We start from the raw sequence: 22,312 nt of genomic DNA on the forward strand, positions 1-22,312 counted from the left end.
CCTAGCGCTTGGCCAGTTCCCCTTCCATGCGGTCGATGCATTGCTGCATCTGCCCCCGGCACTGTTCGATCAGCGCCGGCAGGTCCTGCAGGGTCATGCCCGCCGTGGCGATCGGTGGCAGCGAGCGCACGATCACCGTGCGCTGGCGCCAGCTGTTCAGGCTCAGGCGCCCGGCATAGCGGCTGACGCATACCGGCACGATCGGCACACCGGCCTCGATGGCCATGTGAAACGCGCCTTTCTTGAAGGCCAGCAGGTGCTCGCCGGGATTGCGCGTGCCTTCGGGGAAAATCCAGATCGAGGTATCGTCCTGCAGCACCCGAGTGGTCTTCTGCATGGCCTTGCGTGCCTGGTAGGCGTTCTTGCGGTCGACCAGCACGTTGCCACCCAGCCAGAACAGCTGGCCGAACAGCGGGATCCAGCCCAGGCTTTTCTTGCCGATGGCGACGGTGCGCTGCGGCACCACCTGGCCTAGCACGAACAGGTCGAAGTTGGACTGGTGGTTGGCGACGATCACGCAGCCTGGCGGCTGATCCCACAGCGGACCGACTTCGGCCTTGACCCTGATGCGCATCAGCCAGGTGGCCGGCAGGCTGTAGAGGCGGGCGAACAGGCGGCTGTTGTCGGGGTTGAAGGGACGGCACAGGCCAATGACCAGGCCCAGGGTACCAACCACAAGGAAATGCAGCGCCAGCAGGAACATGCGCAATGAATAAAGCATGGTACGACTCACACCAGACAGTCGTCGGGCAGTGTACGGATGTGCACTGGTTGGGGCAAACCCTGGTGCAAGCCTGCTGCGGCCTCTTCGCGGGCTTGCCCGCTCCCACAGGTACAGCGTTGCCCTCGGCTCTGGCGCTGTCCCTGTGGGAGCGGGCAAGCCCGCGAAGAGGCCGGCCCGGCTAACCCATATGCTGCTGGTCCAGTTCGATCGCCTTGTCCAGCGCTTCCAGCAGCCCTTTGCGCACCTTCAGCTTGGTGTTCTTGTGCGCCAGCATGTTCAGCTTCTTCAGCTCTCGCGCCGCCGCCAGTGCCGCTTCCTGCAACTGCTCGGCCGGCACGACCTTGTCGAGGAAGCCTGCGTCCACCGCGCCCTGCGGGTCAAACACCTCGGCATTGATCACCGAGCGGTGGAAGGCCGAGCGGCGCAGGCGGTCGCGGGCCAGTTCGATACCGGCATGGTGCATGGTCATGCCGATCTGCACTTCGTTCAGGCACACCTTGTACGGCCCTTCGACGCCAATGCGATAGTCGCCCGACAGCAGCAGGAAGGCACCCTTGGCCACGGCATTGCCCGGGCAGGCGACTACCACCGGGAACGGGTGCGAAAGCAGGCGGCGGGCGAGGGTGGAGCCGGCGGTGACCAGGCTGACTGCTTCCTTGGGGCCGCTGGTCATCACCTTGAGGTCGTAGCCGCCAGACAGGATGCCCGGCTGCCCGGTGATGATCACCACCGCACGCTCCTGCGTGGCGCGGTCTAGCGCGGCGTTGAAGGCGGCGATGACGTCTGGCGAGATGGCGTTGACCTTGCCGTTGTTCAGGGTCAGGGTAACGATGCCGTCTTCGGCGTGGTAGGTAATCAGCTCGCTCATGGCAGAGTCCTTTTGTTGGCGTGGCGACGACGTTACCCAGCGCCAGGGGCGAGGTAAAGCAGTAAGGCTGACTGGTCGGTCAGCGTTCGCCGGGGCTCAAATGCAAATGCATGAAAAAATTGAAAAAAATGCTTGCCAAAGGGAAGGTCTTTCACTAAATTAGCGCACCTCGACAGGCTGCAAGGCTTGAAGAGAAACGGTGAAGTGTCCGAGTGGTCGAAGGAGCACGCCTGGAAAGTGTGTATACGAGAAATCGTATCAAGGGTTCAAATCCCTTCTTCACCGCCACATTCTACGAAGAGCCCCCGAGCTGAGAAGCCGGGGGCTTTTTGTTTTTGGGGCCTTTGGGGGCCGCTTTGCGGCCCTTTCGCGACACAAGGCCGCTCCTACAAGCGTGCGCGGTCTCCTGTAGGAGCGGCCTTGTGTCGCGAAAGGGCTGCAAAGCAGCCCCAAAAAATCTAGAAGGTAACCGAAGCCGAAAGCCGAGCCGTCCGCGGCGCCCCCTGGAACAGGTAGTTATCCCCCAGGTAATCCCCCACATCGCGCCAATAACGCTTGTCGAACACGTTATCCACAGTCAGCCGCAGCACCGTGTCATACCCCCCGATACGCGTGCGGTAGCGGCTACCCACATCGAACACCGTATACCCACCAACTTCCACATTCCCCGCCTGGCTCGCATACTTGCTGGCGCTGTAGCGCGCCCCGCCCAGCAGTGCCAAGCCCGGTACCGGCAGGGTGTATTCCGCCTGCAGCGCCGCCCGGAACCTGGGCACGTTGATCGCCTGGTGGCCTTCATAGGCATCGGTATCGCTGTTCTGCACCCGCGCCCGAATCGCCGCAGCGCTGGCCTGCACCTGCAGGTTCGAGGTCACCCAGCCGCTGGCGCCCAGTTCCAGGCCGGTGTTCTTCTGCTGGCCTTGCTGCACGTAGGTGAAGTGGCCGGCGCCGTCCGGGCGGGCGTACTGGTATGCCTGGCGTATCTGGAACAGTGCGGCGCTGAAGCTCAGGCCTTGCCAGTCATGCTTGAGGCCCAGTTCCAGTTGGTGCGAGGTCGTCGGTGCCAGGATTTCGAATTTGTTCTCGGCGAACCACGGTGCGGTGCCGCCTGCCGACAGGCCTTTGGAATAACTGGCATATACCGTGGTATCCGGCTGCGGCTTGTAGATGAGCGCGGCGTTGGGCAGCAACTCGTACTGCCGGGTATGGCGACCGGCAACGCCGTCCTCATTCCAGGTTTTCTCGTCCAGGCGTACTTCACGGGCACCCAGTACGGTCTGCCAGTGCTCGTTGAAGCTGATGCGGTCGCTCACGAACAACCCGTACTGGCGGCTGTCCAGGCGACGTTCGCTAGACCTGATGGGCTTGTCGGATGGATCAAAGGCCGGTGCACCCGTGTAGATGTTGCCTGTACCTACCCATTCCATATAGCTGGGGCGCTGATCCAGCGTGCGCCGCTGCGCACTGGTGCCCACGGTCAGCTCATGCCCCACGCCCAGCGCATCGAAACGCCCGTTGAGCATGGCCTGCGCCTCGTCGGTACGGCGGGTGTCGTCGGGGCTGCGGAAGTCGTAGATGTCGTAGTCGCCGTTGCTGCCGAAGAACGCGCCTTCGCTCGAACCCCAGGCAAACGAGCTGTAGTCATCGATAACCACCTTGCTGCGCGAGGCGCTCAAGGTCCCGGTCCAGGCTTCGTTGAAACGGTACTCGAAGCGCCCACCCAGGTTCAGCGAATCGTTCTGCACCGGCTTGGCCCAGTGTTGGTAGGCCAGGCGGTCGTCGGGGTCGATGCCATGGGGTACTTCGCTGCCACCGAGCAGCTGGTAACCCGGCACCGAGCGCTGTTCGCGGTGCTGGTATTCGGCATCCAGCTGCAGGGTGGCATCCGGGTTGATCTGCCAGTCGAAGGCCAGCGAGGCGAAGTCGCGCTTGCCGTCGGCGTGGTCGACGTAGGAGCGGATGTCTTCATGGGCCAGGTTGGCCCGCAGGCCGAACTGCCGCTCGCTGCCGAACCAGCCGCCCAGATCGGTGGCCAGGTAGCGCTCGCCTTGTTCGTTGGTCGAGACCGTGACGCTGCGCACGTCTTCGGCGCGCTTGGTCACGTAGTTGATCAGGCCGCCCGGCTCCGACACGCCGCTCTGCAGCCCGGACAAACCCTTGAGCAGCTCCACCTGCTGCTTGTTCTCCAGGGCCACGTTCTGCTCGCCGGCGATGGTCTGGCCATTGATACGGTAGCTGCTGGTGGCATTCAGCTCGAAGCCGCGCACGTTGAAGTTTTCGTAGTAGCCGATGGGGGCATAGCTTTCACCCACCGAGGCGTCGCTTTGCAGCACCTCGCTGAGCTGGCGCACCTGGCGGTCTTCCAGCAGTTGCTGGCTGAACACGCTGATCGAGGCCGGGGTGTCGAGCAGGGGCGCGGGCTGGAAGCCGCCTACTGCTGCCTGGCGTGCCTGGTAGCCGTCGTTGGTGTAGGTGTCGGACACCTGCAGCGGGGCCAGTAGCACGCTGTCTTCGGCAAGCACATGGGGGCAATGCAGGGCCAGGCCCAGGCTGAGCAGGCTCAGGGGCAGGCGGGGGTGACGCGGGGGCATGCGGTGGGGCTCCTGGATGCGCGACACCTGAGCCGGCCTCTTCGCGGGTGAACCCGCTCCCACAGGAAAATCACTATCCTCAGGTGCAGTGATATCCCTGTGGGAGCAGGTTCACCCGCGAAGAGGCCGGCACAGGCCATGAAAAAGGCGGCATCTTACAGCCGCCTTCATCATAAAACGATCCGGGCCCTGCGATATCCAGTCAGCCTTTGCGGGCAGGCCGCCTGTGCTGCCGCCAGTTGTCATCGATCTTCGACCAGGTCTTGCCATCGGTAATGGCCATGAGCTTGCGCCCGTCCTTGAAGGTGGCCAGGAAGGTGGCTTCCTCTTCCTTGCCACCCAGCCACAGCCCGGCCAGCAACCCCACCGGCCCGGCCACCAGGGCCCCGGCCATGCCCCAGCCCAGGGCACTGCCCAGGCTACGGCTGGATTCCAGGCTGGCCAGCCGCAGCTCGCTGATGCGTGCCAGGGAAATCCGCTCGCCCGGGGAGGGGCTGCGCGGGGTCTTGAGTGTGAGCGATCCATTGCGATACTCGCCTTCGCCTTGCAAGAAATCGCCGGATTGCACCGTGAGTCTTGTCATAACGTCGTCCTGTCAGGGAAAGGGCATTGACCAGCGCCTACTGAGCGCTGCCCGGGCAGGCAAGTCAACGGCCATGCGACGGAGGGTCGTGCGGTGCATTGTCGCCATGGCTGATGGCCTCTTCGCGGGCACGCCCGCTCCCACAGGTACATCACATGCTTCATGCCAGTGACAAACGTGTGGGAGCGGGCGTGCCCGCGAAGAATCCAACAAAGATTTTTCAGGCCGCTTGCAAAGCGTTCCTGCGCTTGCGCTCGGCCAAACCCCACGCCAGCAACGCCAGCCCGCCAATCACCAACCCGGCCACCACAATCCCCATCCAGCCCTGGCGCTGGAACAACTGCGTGCCCAGCAACGACCCCAATGCCCCGCCAATGAAGTAGCAGGTGATATACCCGGCATTCAGCCGCGTGCGCGCCTCGGGCCGCAGGGCAATCACCGCGTTCTGGTTGCTCACGTGCATCAGTTGCACTGCCAGGTCGAGCATCAGCACGCCCAGCAGCAAGGCCAGCAACGATTGCTCGGCAAAGCCCAGCGGCACCCACGACAGCAGCAATACCACCAGGCCCACGGTGGTGCCCAGCGAACCCTTGCCACGGTCGGCCAGGCGCCCGGCCCAGTTGGCCGACAGCGCACCCGCTGCACCGGCCAGGCCGAACAGGCCTATCACCGCGTCCGAATAGTGGTACGGGCCTTTCGCCAGCAGGAACGCCAGTGGCGTCCAGAACAGCGCGAACAGGCTGAATGCCAGCAGGCCGAGCAGCGAGCGCAGGCGCAGCACCGGTTCTTCGACGAACAGGCGGAACACCGAGCCGATCAGCGCCGGGTATTTCAGCCCGGCATGGCTGTGGTGTTGCGGCAGGCTGCGGTACAGCGCCACGGCGGTGATGGCCATCAGCACTGCAGCCAGCACGTAGATGCTGCGCCAGCCACCCAGTTCGGCCATGAACCCGGCGGCGGTACGTGCCAGCAGGATGCCCAGCAGCAACCCGCTCATCAACGTGCCGACCGCGCGCCCGCGCTGGTGTGGCTCGCTGAGGGTCGCGGCCATGGGCACGAGGATCTGCGCCACCACCGAGAACAGCCCGGTCAGCGCCGTACCAAGGATCAGCCAGGGCAGGCTCGGTGCGCAGGCGCTGATCATCAGGCCCAAAGTGGAAATGGCGGTCATCACGGTGATCAGCCGGCGCTGCTCGAACAGGTCGCCCAGCGGCGCCAGCAGCAACAGGCCGGCGCCATAGCTCAGTTGCGCGGCAATGACGATGCTGCCGGCACTGGCGGTGCTCAGGCCGAACTGCTGGGCGATGCTGTGCAGCAGTGGTTGCGCATAGTAGTTGCTGGCCACGGCCAGGCCGGTGGCGGTGGCCATCAGCAGGATCAGGGCGCGGCTGAGCGTGGGGGTATTCATGGGGTTCTCGTGGCAGACGGGAGGTAGGAGCGGGGTCAACCTGTGCCGGCCCCTTCGCGGGCTTGCCCGCTCCCACAGGATTATCACAGGGTTTGAGGCCGGTGGGATACCTGTGGGAGCGGGCGCGCCCGCGAAGAGGCCAGCACAGGCAACCCTTCATTCAGGCTGCAAACCCGCCATCGACCGTCAGGCTGGCCCCAGTGACATACCCCGCCTCAGGGCCCGCCAGGTAAGCCACGAAGCTGGCAATCTCATCCGCCTCGCCATAGCGCCCGATCGCCATCAGCGGGATCAGGCTGTCAGCGAACTCGCCGCTGGCCGGGTTCATGTCGGTGTCCACCGGCCCTGGCTGCACGTTGTTCACGGTAATGCCTTTCGGCCCCAGGTCACGGGCCATGCCGCGGGTCAGGCCGACCAGCGCCGATTTGCTCATGGCATAGGGGGCGCCGCCGGCAAACGGCATGCGTTCGGCATTGGTGCTGCCAATGTTGATGATGCGCCCACCTTGGCCCATGTAGCGTGCCGCGGCCTGGCTGGCGACGAATACGCTGCGCACGTTCACCGCCAGCATGTGGTCGAAGTCGGCCAGGTCGAATTCGGTCACCGGCGCTACCGCCAGCACACCGGCGTTGTTGACCAGGATATCCAGCCGGCCGAAGGCCTTCACAGTGTCATCCACGGCCAGTTGCACGGCCGCCGCGTCGGCGCTGTCGGCCCGCAGGGCCAGGGCCTTGCCGCCGTTTTCGGTAATTTCCTCAGCCAGCGCCTGCGCCGGGCCGGCGGAACTGACATAGGTGAAGGCCACCTGTGCGCCTTCGCGGGCCAGGCGTCGCACGATGGCTGCACCAATGCCGCGGGAACCGCCCTGTACCAGGGCTACTTTGCCTTCGAGGGTGTGTTGCTTGGACATGCTGATCTCCTGCTGGAAGCCAGGCCGGAATGCCTTGGATGGGCGCAGTATCGGCGCTTGATTACCTGCTGATAAGATGGCAATCACTATCAGCAGAGTAAACCTTTGGTTGCCAATCATGGCCATGGAATCGTTCAACGCGTTGGAATGCTTCATCCGCAGTGCCGAAGTCGGCAGCTTTGCCGAGGCCGCCAGGCGCCTCAGCATTACCCCGGCTGCCGTGGGCAAGCATGTTGCCCAGCTGGAAGCGCGCCTGGGGGTGCGGTTGTTCCAGCGTAGTACCCGCAAGCTGACCCTGACCGAGGCCGGGCAGCGATTTCTGGGGGAGGTCAGTGACAGCTTCCGCACCATCCAGTACGCCGTGGCCAACCTGGCCAGCAGCGAAGGCCAGCCGGCCGGGTTGTTGCGGGTGAGCATGGGCACGGTGTTCGGGCGCTTGTATGTGTTGCCATTGCTGGCCGAGTTCCTGCGTCGCTACCCGGCCATTACCCCGGACTGGCATTTCGACAACCGCCAGGTCGACCTGATCGGCCAGGGCTTCGATGCGGCGATTGGTGGTGGCTTCGATCTGCCGCCGGGGGTGGTGGCGCGCAAGCTGACCCCGGCGCACCGGGTGCTGGTGGCGGCGCCGGCGTACCTGGGCCGGCACGCGCCGATTGACGACCCGCAGGTATTGCAACGGCATGACGGTATCCTGATCCGCTCGCCGCAGACCGGGCGGGTGCGTTCATGGCCGTTGACCAGCCGTTGGCAGGTGCAGCAGCCATTGCAGTTGCGCCAGACGATGACCATGAGCGATTCGGATGCGGCTTGCGCGGTGGCCGAGCAGGGCTTGGGGATTGCCTTGGTGAGCCTGCCGTTTGCAGTGCCGTACCTGGAAGGCGGGCGGCTGCAGCGGGTGCTGCCGGACTGGTACGTGGACGATGGGCATATCAGCCTGTATTTCGCCGAGCACAAGCTGTTGCCGGGCAAGACCCGGGCGTTTATCGATTTTGTGGTGGAACAGTTCGAAGAGCAGGGGTTGGCGCGGCGGTTCGATGCCTTGCAAACCCTTTAGAGGTGTATTGCCTGTAGCGGCCCTATCGCCGGCAAGCCAGCTCCCACAGGTACAGCGACAACCCCGAGATCAACGCTGCACTAGTGGGAGCCGGCTTGCCGGCGATAGGGCCGGTTCAGACAACATCGACTATGAACAATGCCTGTGCCCCCAGGCTCACCTCATCATCAACCTTCCTGCCGACCAACTGTTGCCCCAGCGGCGAGCGCGGGGTAATCACCGTCACCAGCCCATCCCCCTCGCCAATCTTCAACCCCGCCGCCTCGGGCCCGAGGAACAGTCGGCGTTGCCCGCCATCTTCATCCTCCAGCGTTACCAGGTTGCTCACCTGCACCCCGCGTGTCGGGTCGTAATCACGCAGCAGCAGTTGCTGGTAGGTCACCAGCGCCTTGCGGATCTCGGCGCTGCGGCGGGCTTGGCCGGTAGCCAGGTACGAGGCTTCCAGGCCCAGGGTGTCGTACTTGTTCTCGGCGATGTTCTCTTCGGCAGTGGCGGCTTCGTACGCGGTTTGCGCCGCGCGGGTCAGCACATCCAGGTCATGCTCGAGGGTGGCGACGATCTGCGCCAGCAGGCTGGGCTTGTCCATGGTCAGTAACAGAACTCCAGCACGTTGGCCTGGCTTTTGTCGGTGGGCGCGGTGCGGTTCTGCTGCAGCCAGAACTGGCACTTGGGGCTGTTGAGGTTGCGCGGGTTGCCCTGGGCGGCCTCGGCGGCCTGTTGCAGCTCCTGCTTGTGCAGGATGTCCTTGTAGCGTTCGAACATTTCCGCCTGGGCATCCGCCGCAGGGGCTGGCGCTGGCGGCGCGGCAGGCCGGTACGCGGCGGGGGCCACGGCCTGGGCCAGTGGCTGTACCTGCTGTGGCCACAGTTGCAGGGCCAGCCACAGGCTGGCGGCGATCGCCACGGCGCCCAGCCACAGGCCAAAGGCAACGCACGCGATCAACGGCAGCGGCTTGAGGGTGATCTTCAGTTCACGGTGGCGCGGCATGGCAGCCTCCTGGCAGGGTGTTCGGGGTGCATTGTCGCATGCGCCTGGGCATTTTTCCGTGCAGGTGCTTTTGTCAGCGACAATTTATGCGCAGAATGCGCGGTTTTTCCGCTGGGCGAGGGCAGGGCACATGAAAGCCACCTGGGACATCTTCTGCAGCGTCGTCGACAACTACGGCGATATAGGCGTGACCTGGCGCCTGGCCCGGCAGCTGGTGGCCGAGCACGGCCTGGCAGTGCGCCTGTGGGTGGATGACCTCAATGCGTTCACGCCCATGTGCCCCGGGGCCGATGCCACCGCCCCGCAGCAGTGGCAACACGGTGTGGAAGTGCGCCAGTGGCCGGTGACCTGGTTGCCGGTGGCGCCGGCTGATGTGGTAATCGGTGCCTTCGCCTGCCAGTTGCCAGTAGCTTATGTAGAGGCAATGCGCGCTCGCGCCACGCCGCCGCTGTGGTTGAACCTCGAATACCTCAGTGCCGAGGACTGGGTGGAGGGCTGCCATGGCTTGCCTTCGCCGCAGCCCAATGGCTTGCGCAAGGTGTTTTTCTTTCCCGGCTTTACCGAAAAGACCGGTGGCCTGCTGCGCGAGGGCTCGCTGCTGGCGCGGCGTGATGCGTTCCAGCAAGGGGCACGGCAGGCCTTCTTGCAGGGGCTTGGCGTAAACCCTGAAGCGGGGACATTGCTGATTTCCCTGTTCGCCTACGAAAACCCGCAACTGGGCAACTGGCTTGATGCCCTGGCCTCAGGCGAGCAACCTTGCCACCTGCTGGTGCCGCAAGGGCGCGTTGTCGCGGGGCTCGGCCAGTGGCTTGGCGAGGCGGCCCTGCAAGTGGGCAGCGTGCGCAAGCGAGGGGCGCTGACCGTGCAGGTGCTACCTTTCGTCAGCCAGGACGACTACGACCGGTTGCTGTGGAGCTGTGATTTCAATGCCGTGCGCGGCGAAGATTCGTTCGTGCGCGCGCAGTGGGCCGGGCAGCCGATGCTGTGGCACATCTACGTGCAGGACGAGAATGCCCATTGGGAAAAGCTCGAAGCGTTTCTCGCGCATTATCGACAGGGGTTGTCAGGCGATGCCGATGCCGCCCTGCTTGGCCTGTGGCGTGCCTGGAACATGGACCGCGACATGGGCCAGGCCTGGCAGGCGGCCCGCCAGCACTGGCCGGAACTGCAGCAGCATGCCCGGCTTTGGGCAGCGCGACAGGCCGCTCAGCCGGACCTTGCCACAGCGCTAGTACACTTTTACCGAAATTCGCTATGATACGCGGCCTCGATTTTTATAAATCCATCCAGATTCGGATACTTCGTAATGAAAACTGGTAAAGAACTGAAACCCGGTACCGTCCTGCGGATCGACAACGACCCGTGGCTGGTTCAAAAAGCTGAGTTCACCAAGTCGGGCCGTAACAGCGCGATCATGAAGACCAAGCTGAAGAACCTGCTGACCGGCTACAAGACCGAAACCGTCTACGGTGCAGACGACAAGCTGGACGACGTGATCCTGGATCGCAAAGAAGCGACCCTGTCGTTCATCAACGGTGACGAATACACCTTCATGGACACCACCGACTACACCATGTACGAACTGAACGCCGAGGACATCGAAGCCGTTCTGCCGTACATCGAAGAAGGCATGGAAGACGTCTGCGAAGCCGTGTTCTTCGAAGGCCGCCTGGTATCGGTTGAACTGCCGACCACCATCAGCCGCCAGGTTGTCTACACCGAGAACGCTGCACGCGGCGACACCTCGGGCAAGGTCATGAAGCCTGCCAAGCTGAAGAACGGTACCGAGATCTCGGTTGCCGACTTCATCCAGATCGACGAGTGGATCGATATCGACACTCGCGACAACAGCTTCAAAGGCCGTTCCAAGAAGTAATCCTTCTTGTGAAACGCAAAAAACCCGGCCTTGGCCGGGTTTTTTCATGCCTGCATTTTTGCAGTTCTCGATGCTTGCTCTTGCTCTCGCTCTTGCTTTTGTGGGAGCGGCCTTGTGTCGCGAAAGGGCCGCAAAGCGGCCCCGGCGATCTCAAGGTGTCCCCGAGATTCCGGGGCCGCTTCGCGCCCCATCGCGACGCAAGGCCGCTCCCACAGCCTTACACGGTCACGTGCAGGCGCACATCCACATTGCCGCGGGTGGCGTTGGAGTACGGGCACACCTTGTGCGCCTTTTCCACCAGCCCTTCAGCATCGGCCTGGGCCAGGCCCGGCAGGTTGATGTGCAGGTCGATGTCCAGGCCGAAACCACCTGGAATCTGGCCGATGCCCACCTTCGCGGTGATCGAGGAGTCCGCCGGCAGGGTTTTTTTCTCCTGCCCGGCCACGAACTTCAGGGCACCGATGAAGCACGCCGAGTAACCGGCGGCGAACATCTGCTCGGGGTTGGTGCCGTCACCGCCTGCGCCGCCCAGTTCCTTGGGGGTGCTCAGGCTGACCACCAGCTTGCCGTCGCTGGAACGGGACTTGCCGTCGCGCCCACCGGTGGAGGTAGCTTCTGCGATGTACAGCGGAGTGACCTTTTGCATCTTGAGCCTCGCTAATGTGCTGTGCGCTCCCCGTCTGGAGGAAGGCGCGGGTTGGTGTGGGATTTAAATTAGCGCGCAATTAGTTAGCGCGCAAGATAAATCGTCACCGCTCATCCGAACGGCCATTGCACAGCATAGCTGTCAGAGGGTTTTCTGCAGGTTCTCGCGCAGCGCCAGCAGGTCGGCCTGCAGCTGTTGCAACTGTTCCAGGCTGCGTCCGCTGGCCTTGAGGATGCACTGCGGCACTTCTTTGGCCTGCTGCTGCAAGGCGCGGCCCTTGTCGGTCAGCTGCACCAGTACCACCCGTTCGTCCTCGCGGCTGCGGTTGCGCTGCAGCAGGCCTTCGCTTTCCAGGCGCTTGAGCAGGGGGGTCAGCGAGCCGGGGTCGGTGAGCAGGTGCTGGCTGATCTCGCCTACGGTCAGGCCGTCGTGCTCCCACAGCACGAGCATGGCCAGGTACTGCGGGTAGGTCAGGCCCAGGGCCTGCAGCAGCGGTTTGTAGACCTTGGTCATCAGCAACGAGGTGGAGTGCAGGGCGAAACAGACCTGGTTGTCCAGCAGCAGCTCGTCACAGGAGGCTTGGGTGTTGGCGTTCATGCAGGTCCTTGAAGGTAATCAATGGGAAAGTCTGGCACGCGGATCGTTAGTGCGCGCTTTATTCGCGCAGTTCACTGCGCAAGGCCAGGTCCCAGGGTGGAATCGGGCTGAAGCGGCTCTTGAGAAATTCGAGCAGCAAACGACTGCGAGAGTTCGTTTCATGTTCCAGGCGAAGCGCGTAGATACCGCTGGTTTCCGCTTGGGGCAAGCCACCGTCGCAAAACAAAGGTATCAGCTCGCCACGCAGCAGGTATTCACTGATCAGCCAAGTGGGCAGGTGGGCTATGCCTAAACCGGCGAGGGCGCCGAACAGCAGGGTTTCGGCGTTGTTGGCGGCCATGCGCATGCGTGAGGGGCGGTACAGGCGGGTTTGCCCGGCCACGTTGAAACGCCAGGCGAATGGCGGCGCCAGGCCGTCCCAGTCCAGGCCGTCGTGCCCGGGCAGTTCGCTGGGGCAGGTGGGCATGCCGCGGCTGGCCAGGTAGGCCGGGCTGGCGCAGGCAATGCGCACCATGTAGGCCAATGGCGTGGCGACCAGCCGGGTGTCGGCCAGGGGGCCGGCGCGCAGCACCAGGTCGACTTCGCCCAGGTGGCTGCCATGCAGGTCGACGAAGCTGTCGATCAGGCGCAGTTGCACATCCAGGCCTGGGTAGGCGACCAGGAAATCGGCGATGGCCGGGGCCAGGTGGCGGCGGCCGAATGCGGCGGGGGCGTCGATGCGGATCAGGCCTTCGGGGGCATTGCTCAGCGACACCGCTTCGGCGCGTGCCAGGCGCAGCTCCTCGATGATGCGCCTGGCCCGTTCGGCAAAGGCGTTGCCGGCAGGTGTGGCGCGCACGGCGTGGGTGCTGCGGGTGAACAGGCGGCTGCCCACGGCGCTTTCCAGGTTGTCGATGCGCCGGGCCACGGCGGACGGGGTCAGCGGGTGGCGGCGGGCGGCGGCAGAAAAACTGCCGGTTTCCAGCACATCGAGGAACAGGCTTAGCTGGTCGGTCAGGGTATCGGGGCTCATGGCTGCCTTGCTTTTGCGAAAAACGCACAGCCATTGTGCGCTGCTGTGCGTTTCCCCGCCAGCCCGCAATCGTTAGCATGCTCGCATTATGTGTAAAGGCGGATGAGGCCCCTGATGATCGAGTGGTTGTTGTATATCGTGCTGGGCGCAGCCCTGGGGACCATGGGTGGACTGTTCGGCATTGGCGGCGGGCTGATCGCGATTCCGGCGCTGGGCGTGCTGTTCGGCCTGGACCAGCAATTGGCACAAGGCACGGCGCTGGTGATGGTAGTGCCCAATGTGCTGCTGGCGCTGTGGCGTTATCACCAGCGTAACCGCATCGAGCTGCGCCATGCGGTGCCGTTGTCGCTGTGCAGTTTCGTGTTCGCCTGGTTGGGGTCGATCTGGGCGGTGGGGCTGGATGCGCAATCCATGCGCCTGGGCTTTGTCGGCTTCCTGGTGGCCCTGGCGGTGTGGAACGTGGCGCGGATGTTCATGAAGGTGACGCCGCCCAGCGCCGAGTTGCGCTATGCCTGGCCGTGGCTGGGTGTACTGGGCAGCTTTGCCGGCACCATGGGCGGCTTGTTCGGGGTGGGTGGGGCCGTGGTGGCCACGCCGATCCTGACCAGTGTGTTCGGTACCACCCAGGTGGTGGCGCAGGGGCTGTCGCTGGCGCTGGCGGCGCCGAGTACCTTGGTAACCCTGGTGACCTATGGGGTGCACCACAGTGTTGACTGGGGGGTGGGGGTTCCATTGGCGGTGGGCGGCCTGTTGAGTATCAGCTGGGGGGTGAAATTGGCCCATGCGTTGCCGGAGAAGGTGTTGCGGGCGATGTTCTGTGTGTTTTTGGTGGGGTGTGCGGTGATGCTCGGGTTCGAGCTTTGAGATTTTGGGGCCGCTTTGCGGCCCATCGCGACACAAGGCCGCTCCTACAGGGGATCGCGTGCCCTTGCAGGAGCGGCTGCGCAGCAGCCCCAAGTTACTTGAACCCTTCGACAATGTAGTCGGCCATGCAATCGGTAATCGGCGAAGGGTTCTGGGTACTGCGCACCAGCATCACATTGGCCACCGGCAACTGCGGCAACCCTTCGCTTTCGCCCAGAATGCGGATATTCCCGCCGATCAGGCTCTGCAACTGTGCGGTCACCGCCAACCCAGCGGTGACGATGGCGAAGATCGCTGCCAGGCTCGGGCTGGTATAGGCGATGCGGTAGTCGATGCCCTGGGCCTCCAGGGCATTGCAGGTCCAGGCCCGGCAGAAGCAGTCGGTGTTGAACAAGGCTACCGGCATGGGGCGTTGCTCCTGCGGGCAGAAGCCTTCCGCGGCGGCCCAGACCAGGCGTTCCTGGCGCAGCAGCTGGCCAATCTCGTTGCCCGGCTCACGGGTGACGATGGTCAGGTCCAGGTCCTGGCGCAGCATCAGTTGTTTGGAGGAGTCGCAATGCACCTCCACCTGCACCAGCGGGTAGGCTTGGGCAAAGCTCGACAGGATGGTCGGCAGGAAACGCATGGCATAGTCGTCCGGCGTACCGATGCGTACGACCCCGACCATGTGCGGCATGCGCAGGGTGTTGAACACTTCCCCATGCAACTTGAGGATGCGCCGCGCATAGCCGAGCAGCACCTGGCCTTCGGCGGTCAGGCGCACCTGGCGGCCGTCGCGCTCGAACAGCTGGCGCTGCAGAATGTCTTCCTCCAGGCGTTTCATCTGCATGCTCACCGCCGACTGGGTGCGGTTGACCACCTCGCCGGCGCGGGTGAAGCCGCCCTGCTCGGCGATGGCCACGAAGGTGCGCAATACGTCCGCATCGAGGCTCTGGTACTGGGACATTGCATCAATCTCCGAGATGCATGGCATCAGAAACATTCGTTGGATTGATCTTATGCCTGGCAGGAGACTGGAGCCATCAACACGGAGGGCTTCACGATGAAAGGTCATGTCAGCAGTATCCAGCAACCTGCCTTTTCCCTGAACCACCTGTGGCATACCGCCCTGCAGCGCCCGGCGCGCTGGCTGCAGCTGTACCGCCAGCGCCAGGAACTGGCCAGCCTGAGTGATGCGACCCTGCACGACCTGGGGTTGAGCCGGGCGGATATCCAGCAGGAGGCCGAGCGGCATTTTTGGGATGACCCGCTGAGTAAGTGATGCCAAGCGTGGCAGCAGCTCTTGCTCTTGCTCGTTTCGGCTTTTGCTTTTGCTTCTAAGCGCGCGACAGTTCAGGCGCCGCCGATTGCGACTTCAGGAGGCCGAGCGGAGGGGCTGCGGAGGGAGGTGACGGGCATGGATGCCCGTCAAGCGCTGAGGCCCCATGGATGGGGCCTGCAGCGCGTCCTCCCGGGAGCAGGCCCGTAGCGAGGGGACCCCGGAGCGAAGCGGAGGGGCCGGATGATGGGAGCCGACGGTTTTTGGTTCCTTTTTGCCACGACAAAAAGGGACCCGCCGTAAGGGCGGAAAGGTGATTTTGCGCCACCATCGCGAATGAATGTCTGCTTGGTTTGGATGCCCCCATCCTAAAAGCTAAAAGCCAAAAGCCAAAAGCCAAAAGCCAAAAGCCAAAAGCCAAAAGCCAAAAGCCAAAAGCCAAAAGCCAAAAGCCAAAAGCCAAAAGCCAAAAGCCAAAAGCCAAAAGCCAAAAGCCAAAAGCCAAAAGCTTAAGCGCCGGTTTTGATAGGGCGAACAGTCCATTTGCGATGGCGACGCTGGCTCACCCTTCCGCCCTTACGGCGGGTCCCTTTTTGTCGTGGCAAAAAGGAACCAAAAACCGTTCGCTCCCATCATCCGGCCCCTACGCTGCGCTTCGGGGTTCCCTCGCTACGGGCTCGCTCCCGGGAGTACGCGCTGCAGGCCCCATCCATGGGGCCTCAGCGCTTGACGGGCATCCATGCCCGTCACCTCCCTCCGCAAGCCCTTCGCTCGGCCTCCTGAAGTCGCAATCGGCGGCGCCTGAACTATCGCGCGCCTAGAAGCAAGATCAAAAGCGAAAAGCGAAAAGCGAAAAGCGAAAAGCGAAAAGCGAAAAGCACTCAGCGCCGCACCTGCTTGAGGGTTTCGGCAATCAGGAACGCCAGCTCCAGGGACTGGTCGGCATTCATCCGCGGGTCGCAGTGGGTGTGATAGCGGTCGGACAGCGCATCCTCGGTGATTGGCCGGGCACCGCCGATGCATTCGGTGACGTTCTGCCCGGTCATCTCGATGTGGATGCCGCCGGCATGGCTGCCCTCGGCCTGGTGCACCTGGAAGAACTGTTTCACCTCATCCAGGATCTGCGCAAAGTCGCGGGTCTTGTAGCCGCTGCTGGCCTTGATGGTATTGCCATGCATCGGGTCGGAGCTCCACAGCACCTTGCGCCCTTCGCGCTCGACCGTGCGGATCAGCCCCGGCAGGTGGTCGCCGACCTTGCCGGCGCCCATGCGCACGATCAGGTTCAGGCGGCCGGGGTCGTTGGCCGGGTTCAGCGTGTCGATCAAGCGGATCAGTTCTTCGGGGTTCATGCTCGGGCCAACCTTGACCCCGATCGGGTTGTGCACGCCACGCAGGAACTCCACATGGGCTCCGTCCAGCTGGCGGGTGCGGTCGCCGATCCACAGCATGTGCGCCGAGCAGTCGTAGTAGTCGCCGGTCAGGCTGTCCTGGCGCACGAAGGCTTCTTCATAGTTCAGCAGCAGTGCTTCGTGGGCGGTGAAGAAGCTGGTTTCGCGCAGCTGCGGCGCGCTGTCCAGGCCGCAGGCGCGCATGAATGCCAGGGTTTCGTCGATGCGGTTGGCCAGCTGGTGGTACTTGTCGGCCAGCGCCGAGTTGGCGATGAAGTCCAGGTTCCACTTGTGCACCTGGTGCAGGTCGGCAAACCCGCCCTGGGCGAAGGCGCGCAGCAGGTTGAGGCTGGCGGTGGCCTGGTGGTAGGCCTGCAGCAGGCGTTCCGGGTCGGGGATGCGGCTTTTTGCGTCGAAGCCGATGCCGTTGACGATGTCGCCACGGTAGGCGGGCAGGGTGATGTCGCCGATGGTTTCATCGCCCGATGAGCGCGGCTTGGCGAACTGCCCGGCCATGCGCCCGACCTTGACCACCGGGCAGCCGGCGGCGAAGGTCATGACGATGGCCATCTGCAGCAGCACCTTGAAGGTGTCGCGGATTTTCGCCGCCGAGAACTCGGCGAAGCTCTCGGCGCAGTCGCCACCCTGCAGCAGGAAGGCGCGGCCTTCGGTGACCTCGGCGAACTGCCGGCGCAGCTCGCGCGCCTCGCCCGCGAACACCAGCGGCGGGTAGCTGGCCAGGGTCTGTTCGACCTTCAGCAGGTGCGCGGCATCGGGGTAGGTCGGTTGCTGCTGGATCGGCAGGGCGCGCCAGCTGTCGGGGCTCCACGGTTGGTTCATCTCGGGCTCGGTCTTGTCGGTTGTAGGCTATGGGCCATGGTAACAGTTGGCGCTGCGCTTGTTGCATCGAGGGTGTTGACGGACAATGCGCGTTTTTGCGCGGGTGGGTGGTGAGCATGGCGGCGGAACGGGAAGAGCGGCTACTGGCACGGGTGGAGGACGCCTTTGGCGTCATCAGCGTGTATGAAGTCGACGACTACCGCTTTCTGGAATTCGGCGATGCGATCGAGCAGAGCTGCGTGTTCACGGCCGATCCCAGTTGGCTGGAGTATGACTATACCCGCGCCATGCTGGTGGGGGCGCTGTGCCACGAGCAGCCGGAGAGCGCGCTGTTTCTCGGCCTGGGTGCCGGCACGCTGACCCAGGCCTGCATGAAATTCCTGCCGCTGGACGACATCGAAGCCATCGAACTGCGCCCGGACGTACCGCGCCTGGCCATGGAGTACCTGGGCCTGGACGACGACCCGCGGCTGTATGTACGTATCGGCGATGCCCTGGAGCTTTTGCCCACGGCGGAGAAGGCCGACCTGCTATTCGTCGACCTGTACACCGACCATGGGCCGGGGGTGGGCCACCTGGCGTGGAACTTCCTGGAGAACTGCCAGCAGCAGCTGAACCCGGGTGGTTGGCTGGTGATCAACCAGTGGGCCACCGACGATGGCAAGCCGCTGGGCGCGGCGTTGCTGCGCGGGTTGTACCACCGGCATTACTGGGAGCTGCCGGTGAAGGAGGGCAATGTGATCCTGCTGGTGCCGGCGGACCTGGAGCAGACGCTGGACCTGGATGGGCTGAAAGCCCGGGCCGAGGCGCTGGCGCCGCGCCTGGGGTACAGCCTCGAGGGGCTGATCCGCGAGATTCGGCCGGCTACCTGATGAATCTGTGGCGAGGCTGCTGGCCCTATCGCCGGCAAGCCAGCTCCCACACCGACCGCGTTGGCCTCAAGCCATGCGCTGTCCCTGTGGGAGCTGGCTTGCCGGCGATGAGGCCGATACAGGCAATAAAGAATTATCGATTCAGCTCCAGGTAATTGATGGCCCGACACTGGCCAGGCACCCTGAAAATATTCCTCACGTCTGCGCACGATTTCGGGTATAGTACGCGCCGGTCTTTTAGCGGACCGCAAAATCAGGTGGTGCAAACCCTCCGAGTCCAGCTTCGGCTGCACGTCCGCTAGGCGGACTTTCCCACGTTTTCTTTTTCAATCGTTTTCGCAAATCCCCGCCGCCAAAGCTGCCTGGGTGACCTGTCGGTCTTTCATGGCTTGTGCAGCTTTGGAGCATGGGTCTTTGCGGATGCACCTAGAGGCAGACCCATGACCCAGGAAACCGGCGGCTTCGCCGCTCTCGATCTCAATCCGAATATTGTTGCTGCCGTTCTGGCGACCGGCTACGAAGAGCCGTCCGCCATTCAGCAACAATCGATCCCGATCATCCTCGCCGGTCACGACATGATCGGCCAGGCGCAGACTGGCACCGGCAAGACCGCTGCCTTCGCCCTGCCGATCCTCAACAAGATCGATGTGAGCAAGCGCGAACCGCAAGCCCTGATCCTGGCGCCAACCCGTGAGTTGGCGCTGCAAGTTGCTACCGCTTTCGAAACCTACGCCAAGCAGATGCCGGGCGTGAACGTGGTCGCCGTCTACGGTGGTGCCCCGATGGGCCCACAGCTGCGAGCGATCCGCAACGGCGCGCAAATCGTCGTGGCCACCCCGGGCCGTCTGTGCGACCACCTGCGTCGTGACGAAAAAGTCCTGTCGACCGTGCAGTACCTGGTACTGGACGAAGCCGACGAGATGCTCAAGCTGGGCTTCATGGACGACCTCGAAGTGATCTTCGATGCCATCCCGGCCAGCCGCCAGACCGTGCTGTTCTCCGCCACCCTGCCGTCGTCGATCCGTTCGATCGCCGAACGCCACCTGCGCGAGCCCAAGCACGTCAAGATCCAGAGCAAGACCCAGACCGTTACCGCGATCGAGCAGGCCCACCTGATGGTCCACGCCGACCAGAAGATCCCGGCTGTGCTGCGTTTGCTGGAAGTGGAAGAGTTCGACGCGCTGATCGCCTTCGTGCGTACCAAGCAAGCCACCCTGGACCTGGCCTCCGCGCTGGAAGCCAAGGGCTACAAGGCTGCCGCGCTGAACGGCGACATCGCCCAGAACCAGCGTGAGCGCGTGATCGACTCGCTCAAGGATGGCCGCCTGGACATCGTTGTCGCTACCGACGTCGCTGCCCGTGGCCTGGACGTACCGCGCATCACTCACGTGTTCAACGTCGACATGCCGTACGACCCGGAGTCCTACGTACACCGTATCGGCCGTACCGGCCGTGCTGGTCGCGATGGCCGTGCACTGCTGCTGGTCACCCCGCGTGAGCGCCGCATGCTGCAGGTGATCGAGCGCGTAACCGGGCAGAAAGTTGCCGAAGCCCGCCTGCCGAATGCCCAGGCCGTGCTGGACGCCCGCATCAAGAAGCTGACTTCGAGCCTGGCGCCGCTGGTTGCCGAAGCGGAAGCCACCCACGGCGAGCTGTTCGACCGCCTGACCGCCGACCTGGGTTGCAGCGCGCGTGCCCTGGCTGCTGCCCTGCTGCGCAAGGCCACCAATGGTCAGGCGCTGGACCTGGCTGCGGTAGAGCGTGAGCAGCCGCTGGTGCCGAGCTTCGCCCCGCGTGGTGAGCGTACCGAGCGTGGTGAGCGTGGCGAGCGCTCGGAGCGTGGTGACCGCGAGCGCCGTGCGCCGATGCCGCTGGCCGAAGGCCGCGTGCGTTGCCGTACTGCCCTGGGTGCCCGTGACGGCATCGCTGCCAAGAACCTGCTGGGCGCGATCCTCAACGAAGGTGGCCTGGCCCGTGACGCCATTGGCCGCATCCAGGTGCGCGACAGCTTCAGCCTGGTCGAGCTGCCGGAAGATGGCCTGGAGAAGCTGCTGTCCAAGCTCAAGGACACCCGCGTGGCTGGCAAGCAGCTGAAGCTGCGTCGCTACCGCGAGGATTGATCCTGGCGCAATGAAAAAATCCCCGGCTTTGGCTGGGGATTTTTTTTTGCCTGTGCCGGCCTCTTCGCGGGCTTGCCCGCTCCCACAGGTGCATCACAGCTCTCAAGGCCTGTGGAGGACCTGTGGGAGCGGGCAAGCCCGCGAAGAGGCCCTTCAGTCGAACCGATAAATGTCCATCCCCAACGCCCCCAGGGTAAACCCCTGGTGCACCACCCCGAACTTGCCGCCAGCCCCCAGGGCAAAGAACAGCGGCAGGAAATGCTCATCACTGGGATGGTTACGCACCGCAAACGGCGCCTGCTGCCGATAACCCAGCAGCGCTTCCTGATCATCCGCCCGCAGCTTTTCCACCACCCAATCCCTGAACGCCAGTGCCCAAGGCTCGATCACATCCGGCCCGGCATGCCAGTCCAGTTCGCCCAGGTTGTGGGTAATGCTGCCCGAGCCGATCAGCAGCACGCCCTGGTCGCGCAAACCCGCCAACGCCTGGCCTACCTTGACCTGCAGCGCCGGCCCCATGTGGCTGGGCAGTGAAACCTGCACCACCGGAATATTCGCATCCGGGTACATCAGCGACAGCGGTACCCAGGCGCCGTGGTCGAACGGCCGCTGCGCGTCCAGCCGGGCAGGCAGCCCGGCAGCCTGCAGCAGTTCACTGACCTGCCCGGCAAGGGTGGGGTCGCCCGGTGCCGGGTACTGCACCGCATACAGCGCCGGTGGGAAACCGTAGAAGTCATGCCAGGTCTCTGGTCGTGCGCTGCCGGTAACCAGCAGTTCGCGGCTTTCCCAGTGCGCCGACACCACCACGATCGCTTTCGGCCGGGGCAGGGCGTTGGCCAGCCCGGCCAGCGCCGGCCCGCTGGCGCCGGGTTGCAGGGCAAGCATGGGGGAACCATGGGAAATGAACAGGCTGGGCAGCATGGCAGGGTCCTGACGGTTAAGATGCACTCATCTTCGATCAACTACAGATCGAAATCCAAACCAACTTTTACCGACAAACCATCTAAAAATCGGGAGTGATCATGGAGCCAGCGTTCTGGCAGCAGCGGTGGGCCGACAACCAGATCGGCTTTCACCAGGCGCAAGTAAACCCCTATCTGCAGAAGTATTGGCCAGCGCTTGGCCTGGCGCCGGGTAGCCGCGTGCTGGTGCCGTTGTGCGGCAAGAGCCTGGACCTGGCCTGGCTGGCCGGGCAGGGGTACCGCGTGTTGGGCGTAGAGCTGTCGCGGCGGGCGGTGGAGGCATTCTTTTGCGAGCATGGGCTTGAAGCCGAGGTGCAACAGCGCGGGGCTTTCGAGGTTTGGCGCAGTGGTGACGTTGAGCTCTGGTGTGGGGATTTCTTTGCGTTGCAGGCAGGGGACGTCGGTGACTGCGCGGGGCTTTATGACCGGGCGGCGGTGATTGCACTGCCGCCGCAGATGCGTGGGGCGTACATGCAGCTGTTGTCGAGCTTGCTGCCGGCGGGTTGCCAGGGGGTGGTGGTGACTCTGGATTATGACCAGGCTTTGCTGGGCGGGCCGCCGTTTTCGGTGGGGGATGAGGAGCTGCGGCAAGGGTTTGCCGGGTGGCAGGTGGATGAGCTGGGGGCTGTGGAGGTGATTGAGGAAAGCCCGAAGTTCCTGCAGGCCGGAGCTTCCAGTTTGTTGGAGCGGGTTTACCGGGTCAGCCGATGACAGGTGTGTAGCCTGCACCGGCCCTTTCGCGGGTGAAC

At 63.9% G+C, this 22,312-nt stretch carries 21 protein-coding genes, 1 tRNA gene and 1 pseudogene; 9 read left to right on the forward strand and 14 right to left on the reverse strand.

The window, feature by feature from the left end:
• Nucleotide 1: 1 nt before the first annotated feature.
• Both CAG44_RS15165 and CAG44_RS15170 read right to left on the reverse strand, forming a co-directional pair.
• Nucleotides 2–721: a 1-acyl-sn-glycerol-3-phosphate acyltransferase gene (locus CAG44_RS15165; protein ID WP_025338167.1), complete on the reverse strand. Its 720-nt coding sequence runs from the start codon at nt 719–721 to the stop codon at nt 2–4.
• Between the two features lie 181 nt (nt 722–902).
• On the reverse strand, nt 903–1,592 hold the full coding sequence (locus tag CAG44_RS15170; protein ID WP_085590072.1) for a crotonase/enoyl-CoA hydratase family protein: 690 nt from the start codon (nt 1,590–1,592) through the stop codon (nt 903–905).
• 198 nt (nt 1,593–1,790) lie between these two features.
• Between CAG44_RS15170 and CAG44_RS15175 the strand changes: the two genes are divergently transcribed.
• Nucleotides 1,791–1,880 (forward strand) — tRNA-Ser (locus tag CAG44_RS15175).
• 170 nt (nt 1,881–2,050) lie between these two features.
• Here CAG44_RS15175 and CAG44_RS15180 read toward each other — a convergent pair.
• The 4 genes from CAG44_RS15180 to CAG44_RS15195 form a co-directional block, all read right to left on the reverse strand.
• Complete coding sequence (locus CAG44_RS15180; RefSeq protein WP_085692433.1) at nt 2,051–4,183, reverse strand: TonB-dependent siderophore receptor; 2,133 nt, start codon at nt 4,181–4,183, stop codon at nt 2,051–2,053.
• A gap of 202 nt (nt 4,184–4,385) precedes the next feature.
• Entirely contained in the window at nt 4,386–4,766 is a 381-nt protein-coding gene (locus CAG44_RS15185) for a hypothetical protein (RefSeq protein WP_085692434.1), read from the reverse strand.
• A 220-nt stretch (nt 4,767–4,986) separates the two neighbouring features.
• Entirely contained in the window at nt 4,987–6,174 is a 1,188-nt protein-coding gene (locus CAG44_RS15190; protein ID WP_085692435.1) for an MFS transporter, read from the reverse strand.
• Between the two features lie 160 nt (nt 6,175–6,334).
• The gene (locus CAG44_RS15195; RefSeq protein WP_075044100.1) at nt 6,335–7,084 is read right to left on the reverse strand and encodes a 3-oxoacyl-ACP reductase family protein; all 750 of its coding nucleotides are present in this window, start codon (nt 7,082–7,084) and stop codon (nt 6,335–6,337) included.
• Between the two features lie 118 nt (nt 7,085–7,202).
• Between CAG44_RS15195 and CAG44_RS15200 the strand changes: the two genes are divergently transcribed.
• A complete protein-coding gene (locus tag CAG44_RS15200) occupies nt 7,203–8,141 on the forward strand; it encodes a LysR family transcriptional regulator (protein WP_075044101.1) in 939 nt (312 codons plus the stop codon).
• Between the two features lie 115 nt (nt 8,142–8,256).
• Here the strand turns inward: CAG44_RS15200 and CAG44_RS15205 are convergent, their stop codons facing one another.
• Both CAG44_RS15205 and CAG44_RS15210 read right to left on the reverse strand, forming a co-directional pair.
• Nucleotides 8,257–8,727, reverse strand: a complete 471-nt coding sequence (locus CAG44_RS15205; RefSeq protein ID WP_085692436.1) for a GreA/GreB family elongation factor — start codon at nt 8,725–8,727, stop codon at nt 8,257–8,259.
• Between the two features lie 2 nt (nt 8,728–8,729).
• Nucleotides 8,730–9,128, reverse strand: coding sequence for a hypothetical protein (locus CAG44_RS15210; RefSeq protein ID WP_085590087.1), 399 nt, complete (start codon nt 9,126–9,128; stop codon nt 8,730–8,732).
• A 130-nt stretch (nt 9,129–9,258) separates the two neighbouring features.
• Between CAG44_RS15210 and earP the strand changes: the two genes are divergently transcribed.
• The gene (gene earP, locus CAG44_RS15215; RefSeq protein WP_085692437.1) at nt 9,259–10,386 is read left to right on the forward strand and encodes an elongation factor P maturation arginine rhamnosyltransferase EarP; all 1,128 of its coding nucleotides are present in this window, start codon (nt 9,259–9,261) and stop codon (nt 10,384–10,386) included.
• Nucleotides 10,387–10,434: 48 nt separating this feature from the next.
• A complete protein-coding gene (efp, locus tag CAG44_RS15220; protein WP_013971530.1) occupies nt 10,435–11,004 on the forward strand; it encodes an elongation factor P in 570 nt (189 codons plus the stop codon).
• A 217-nt stretch (nt 11,005–11,221) separates the two neighbouring features.
• On the opposite strand, the gene CAG44_RS15225 is transcribed toward efp, so the two are convergent.
• From CAG44_RS15225 to CAG44_RS15235, 3 genes are all read right to left on the reverse strand, one after another.
• Complete coding sequence (locus tag CAG44_RS15225) at nt 11,222–11,650, reverse strand: organic hydroperoxide resistance protein (protein ID WP_025338177.1); 429 nt, start codon at nt 11,648–11,650, stop codon at nt 11,222–11,224.
• A 141-nt stretch (nt 11,651–11,791) separates the two neighbouring features.
• Complete coding sequence (locus CAG44_RS15230; protein WP_025338178.1) at nt 11,792–12,247, reverse strand: MarR family winged helix-turn-helix transcriptional regulator; 456 nt, start codon at nt 12,245–12,247, stop codon at nt 11,792–11,794.
• Between the two features lie 58 nt (nt 12,248–12,305).
• A complete protein-coding gene (locus tag CAG44_RS15235) occupies nt 12,306–13,259 on the reverse strand; it encodes a LysR family transcriptional regulator (RefSeq protein WP_025338179.1) in 954 nt (317 codons plus the stop codon).
• Nucleotides 13,260–13,373: 114 nt separating this feature from the next.
• On the opposite strand from CAG44_RS15235, the gene CAG44_RS15240 reads away from it, so the two are divergent.
• A complete protein-coding gene (locus CAG44_RS15240) occupies nt 13,374–14,123 on the forward strand; it encodes a sulfite exporter TauE/SafE family protein (RefSeq protein ID WP_025338180.1) in 750 nt (249 codons plus the stop codon).
• 94 nt (nt 14,124–14,217) lie between these two features.
• On the opposite strand, the gene CAG44_RS15245 is transcribed toward CAG44_RS15240, so the two are convergent.
• A complete protein-coding gene (locus CAG44_RS15245; protein WP_061552405.1) occupies nt 14,218–15,069 on the reverse strand; it encodes a LysR substrate-binding domain-containing protein in 852 nt (283 codons plus the stop codon).
• 96 nt (nt 15,070–15,165) lie between these two features.
• Between CAG44_RS15245 and CAG44_RS15250 the strand changes: the two genes are divergently transcribed.
• Nucleotides 15,166–15,384 carry a DUF1127 domain-containing protein gene (locus CAG44_RS15250; protein ID WP_085590093.1) on the forward strand — a complete coding sequence of 73 codons (219 nt, stop codon included), beginning with the start codon at nt 15,166–15,168 and terminating at the stop codon, nt 15,382–15,384.
• An 878-nt stretch (nt 15,385–16,262) separates the two neighbouring features.
• On the opposite strand, the gene CAG44_RS15265 is transcribed toward CAG44_RS15250, so the two are convergent.
• A complete protein-coding gene (locus CAG44_RS15265; RefSeq protein WP_003247094.1) occupies nt 16,263–17,609 on the reverse strand; it encodes a class II 3-deoxy-7-phosphoheptulonate synthase in 1,347 nt (448 codons plus the stop codon).
• Between the two features lie 116 nt (nt 17,610–17,725).
• On the opposite strand from CAG44_RS15265, the gene CAG44_RS15270 reads away from it, so the two are divergent.
• Nucleotides 17,726–18,481, forward strand: a complete 756-nt coding sequence (locus CAG44_RS15270) for a spermidine synthase (protein WP_025338183.1) — start codon at nt 17,726–17,728, stop codon at nt 18,479–18,481.
• A gap of 406 nt (nt 18,482–18,887) precedes the next feature.
• A pseudogene (locus CAG44_RS15275) lies at nt 18,888–20,601 on the forward strand (DEAD/DEAH box helicase).
• A gap of 153 nt (nt 20,602–20,754) precedes the next feature.
• Here CAG44_RS15275 and CAG44_RS15280 read toward each other — a convergent pair.
• Complete coding sequence (locus tag CAG44_RS15280; RefSeq protein ID WP_085692438.1) at nt 20,755–21,522, reverse strand: class III extradiol ring-cleavage dioxygenase; 768 nt, start codon at nt 21,520–21,522, stop codon at nt 20,755–20,757.
• Between the two features lie 101 nt (nt 21,523–21,623).
• Between CAG44_RS15280 and CAG44_RS15285 the strand changes: the two genes are divergently transcribed.
• The gene (locus CAG44_RS15285; RefSeq protein WP_085692439.1) at nt 21,624–22,274 is read left to right on the forward strand and encodes a thiopurine S-methyltransferase; all 651 of its coding nucleotides are present in this window, start codon (nt 21,624–21,626) and stop codon (nt 22,272–22,274) included.
• Nucleotides 22,275–22,312: the final 38 nt, after the last annotated feature.

The organism is Pseudomonas sp. B13(2017), from assembly GCF_002113245.1.
GTDB classification, from domain to species: domain Bacteria; phylum Pseudomonadota; class Gammaproteobacteria; order Pseudomonadales; family Pseudomonadaceae; genus Aquipseudomonas; species Aquipseudomonas putida_Z.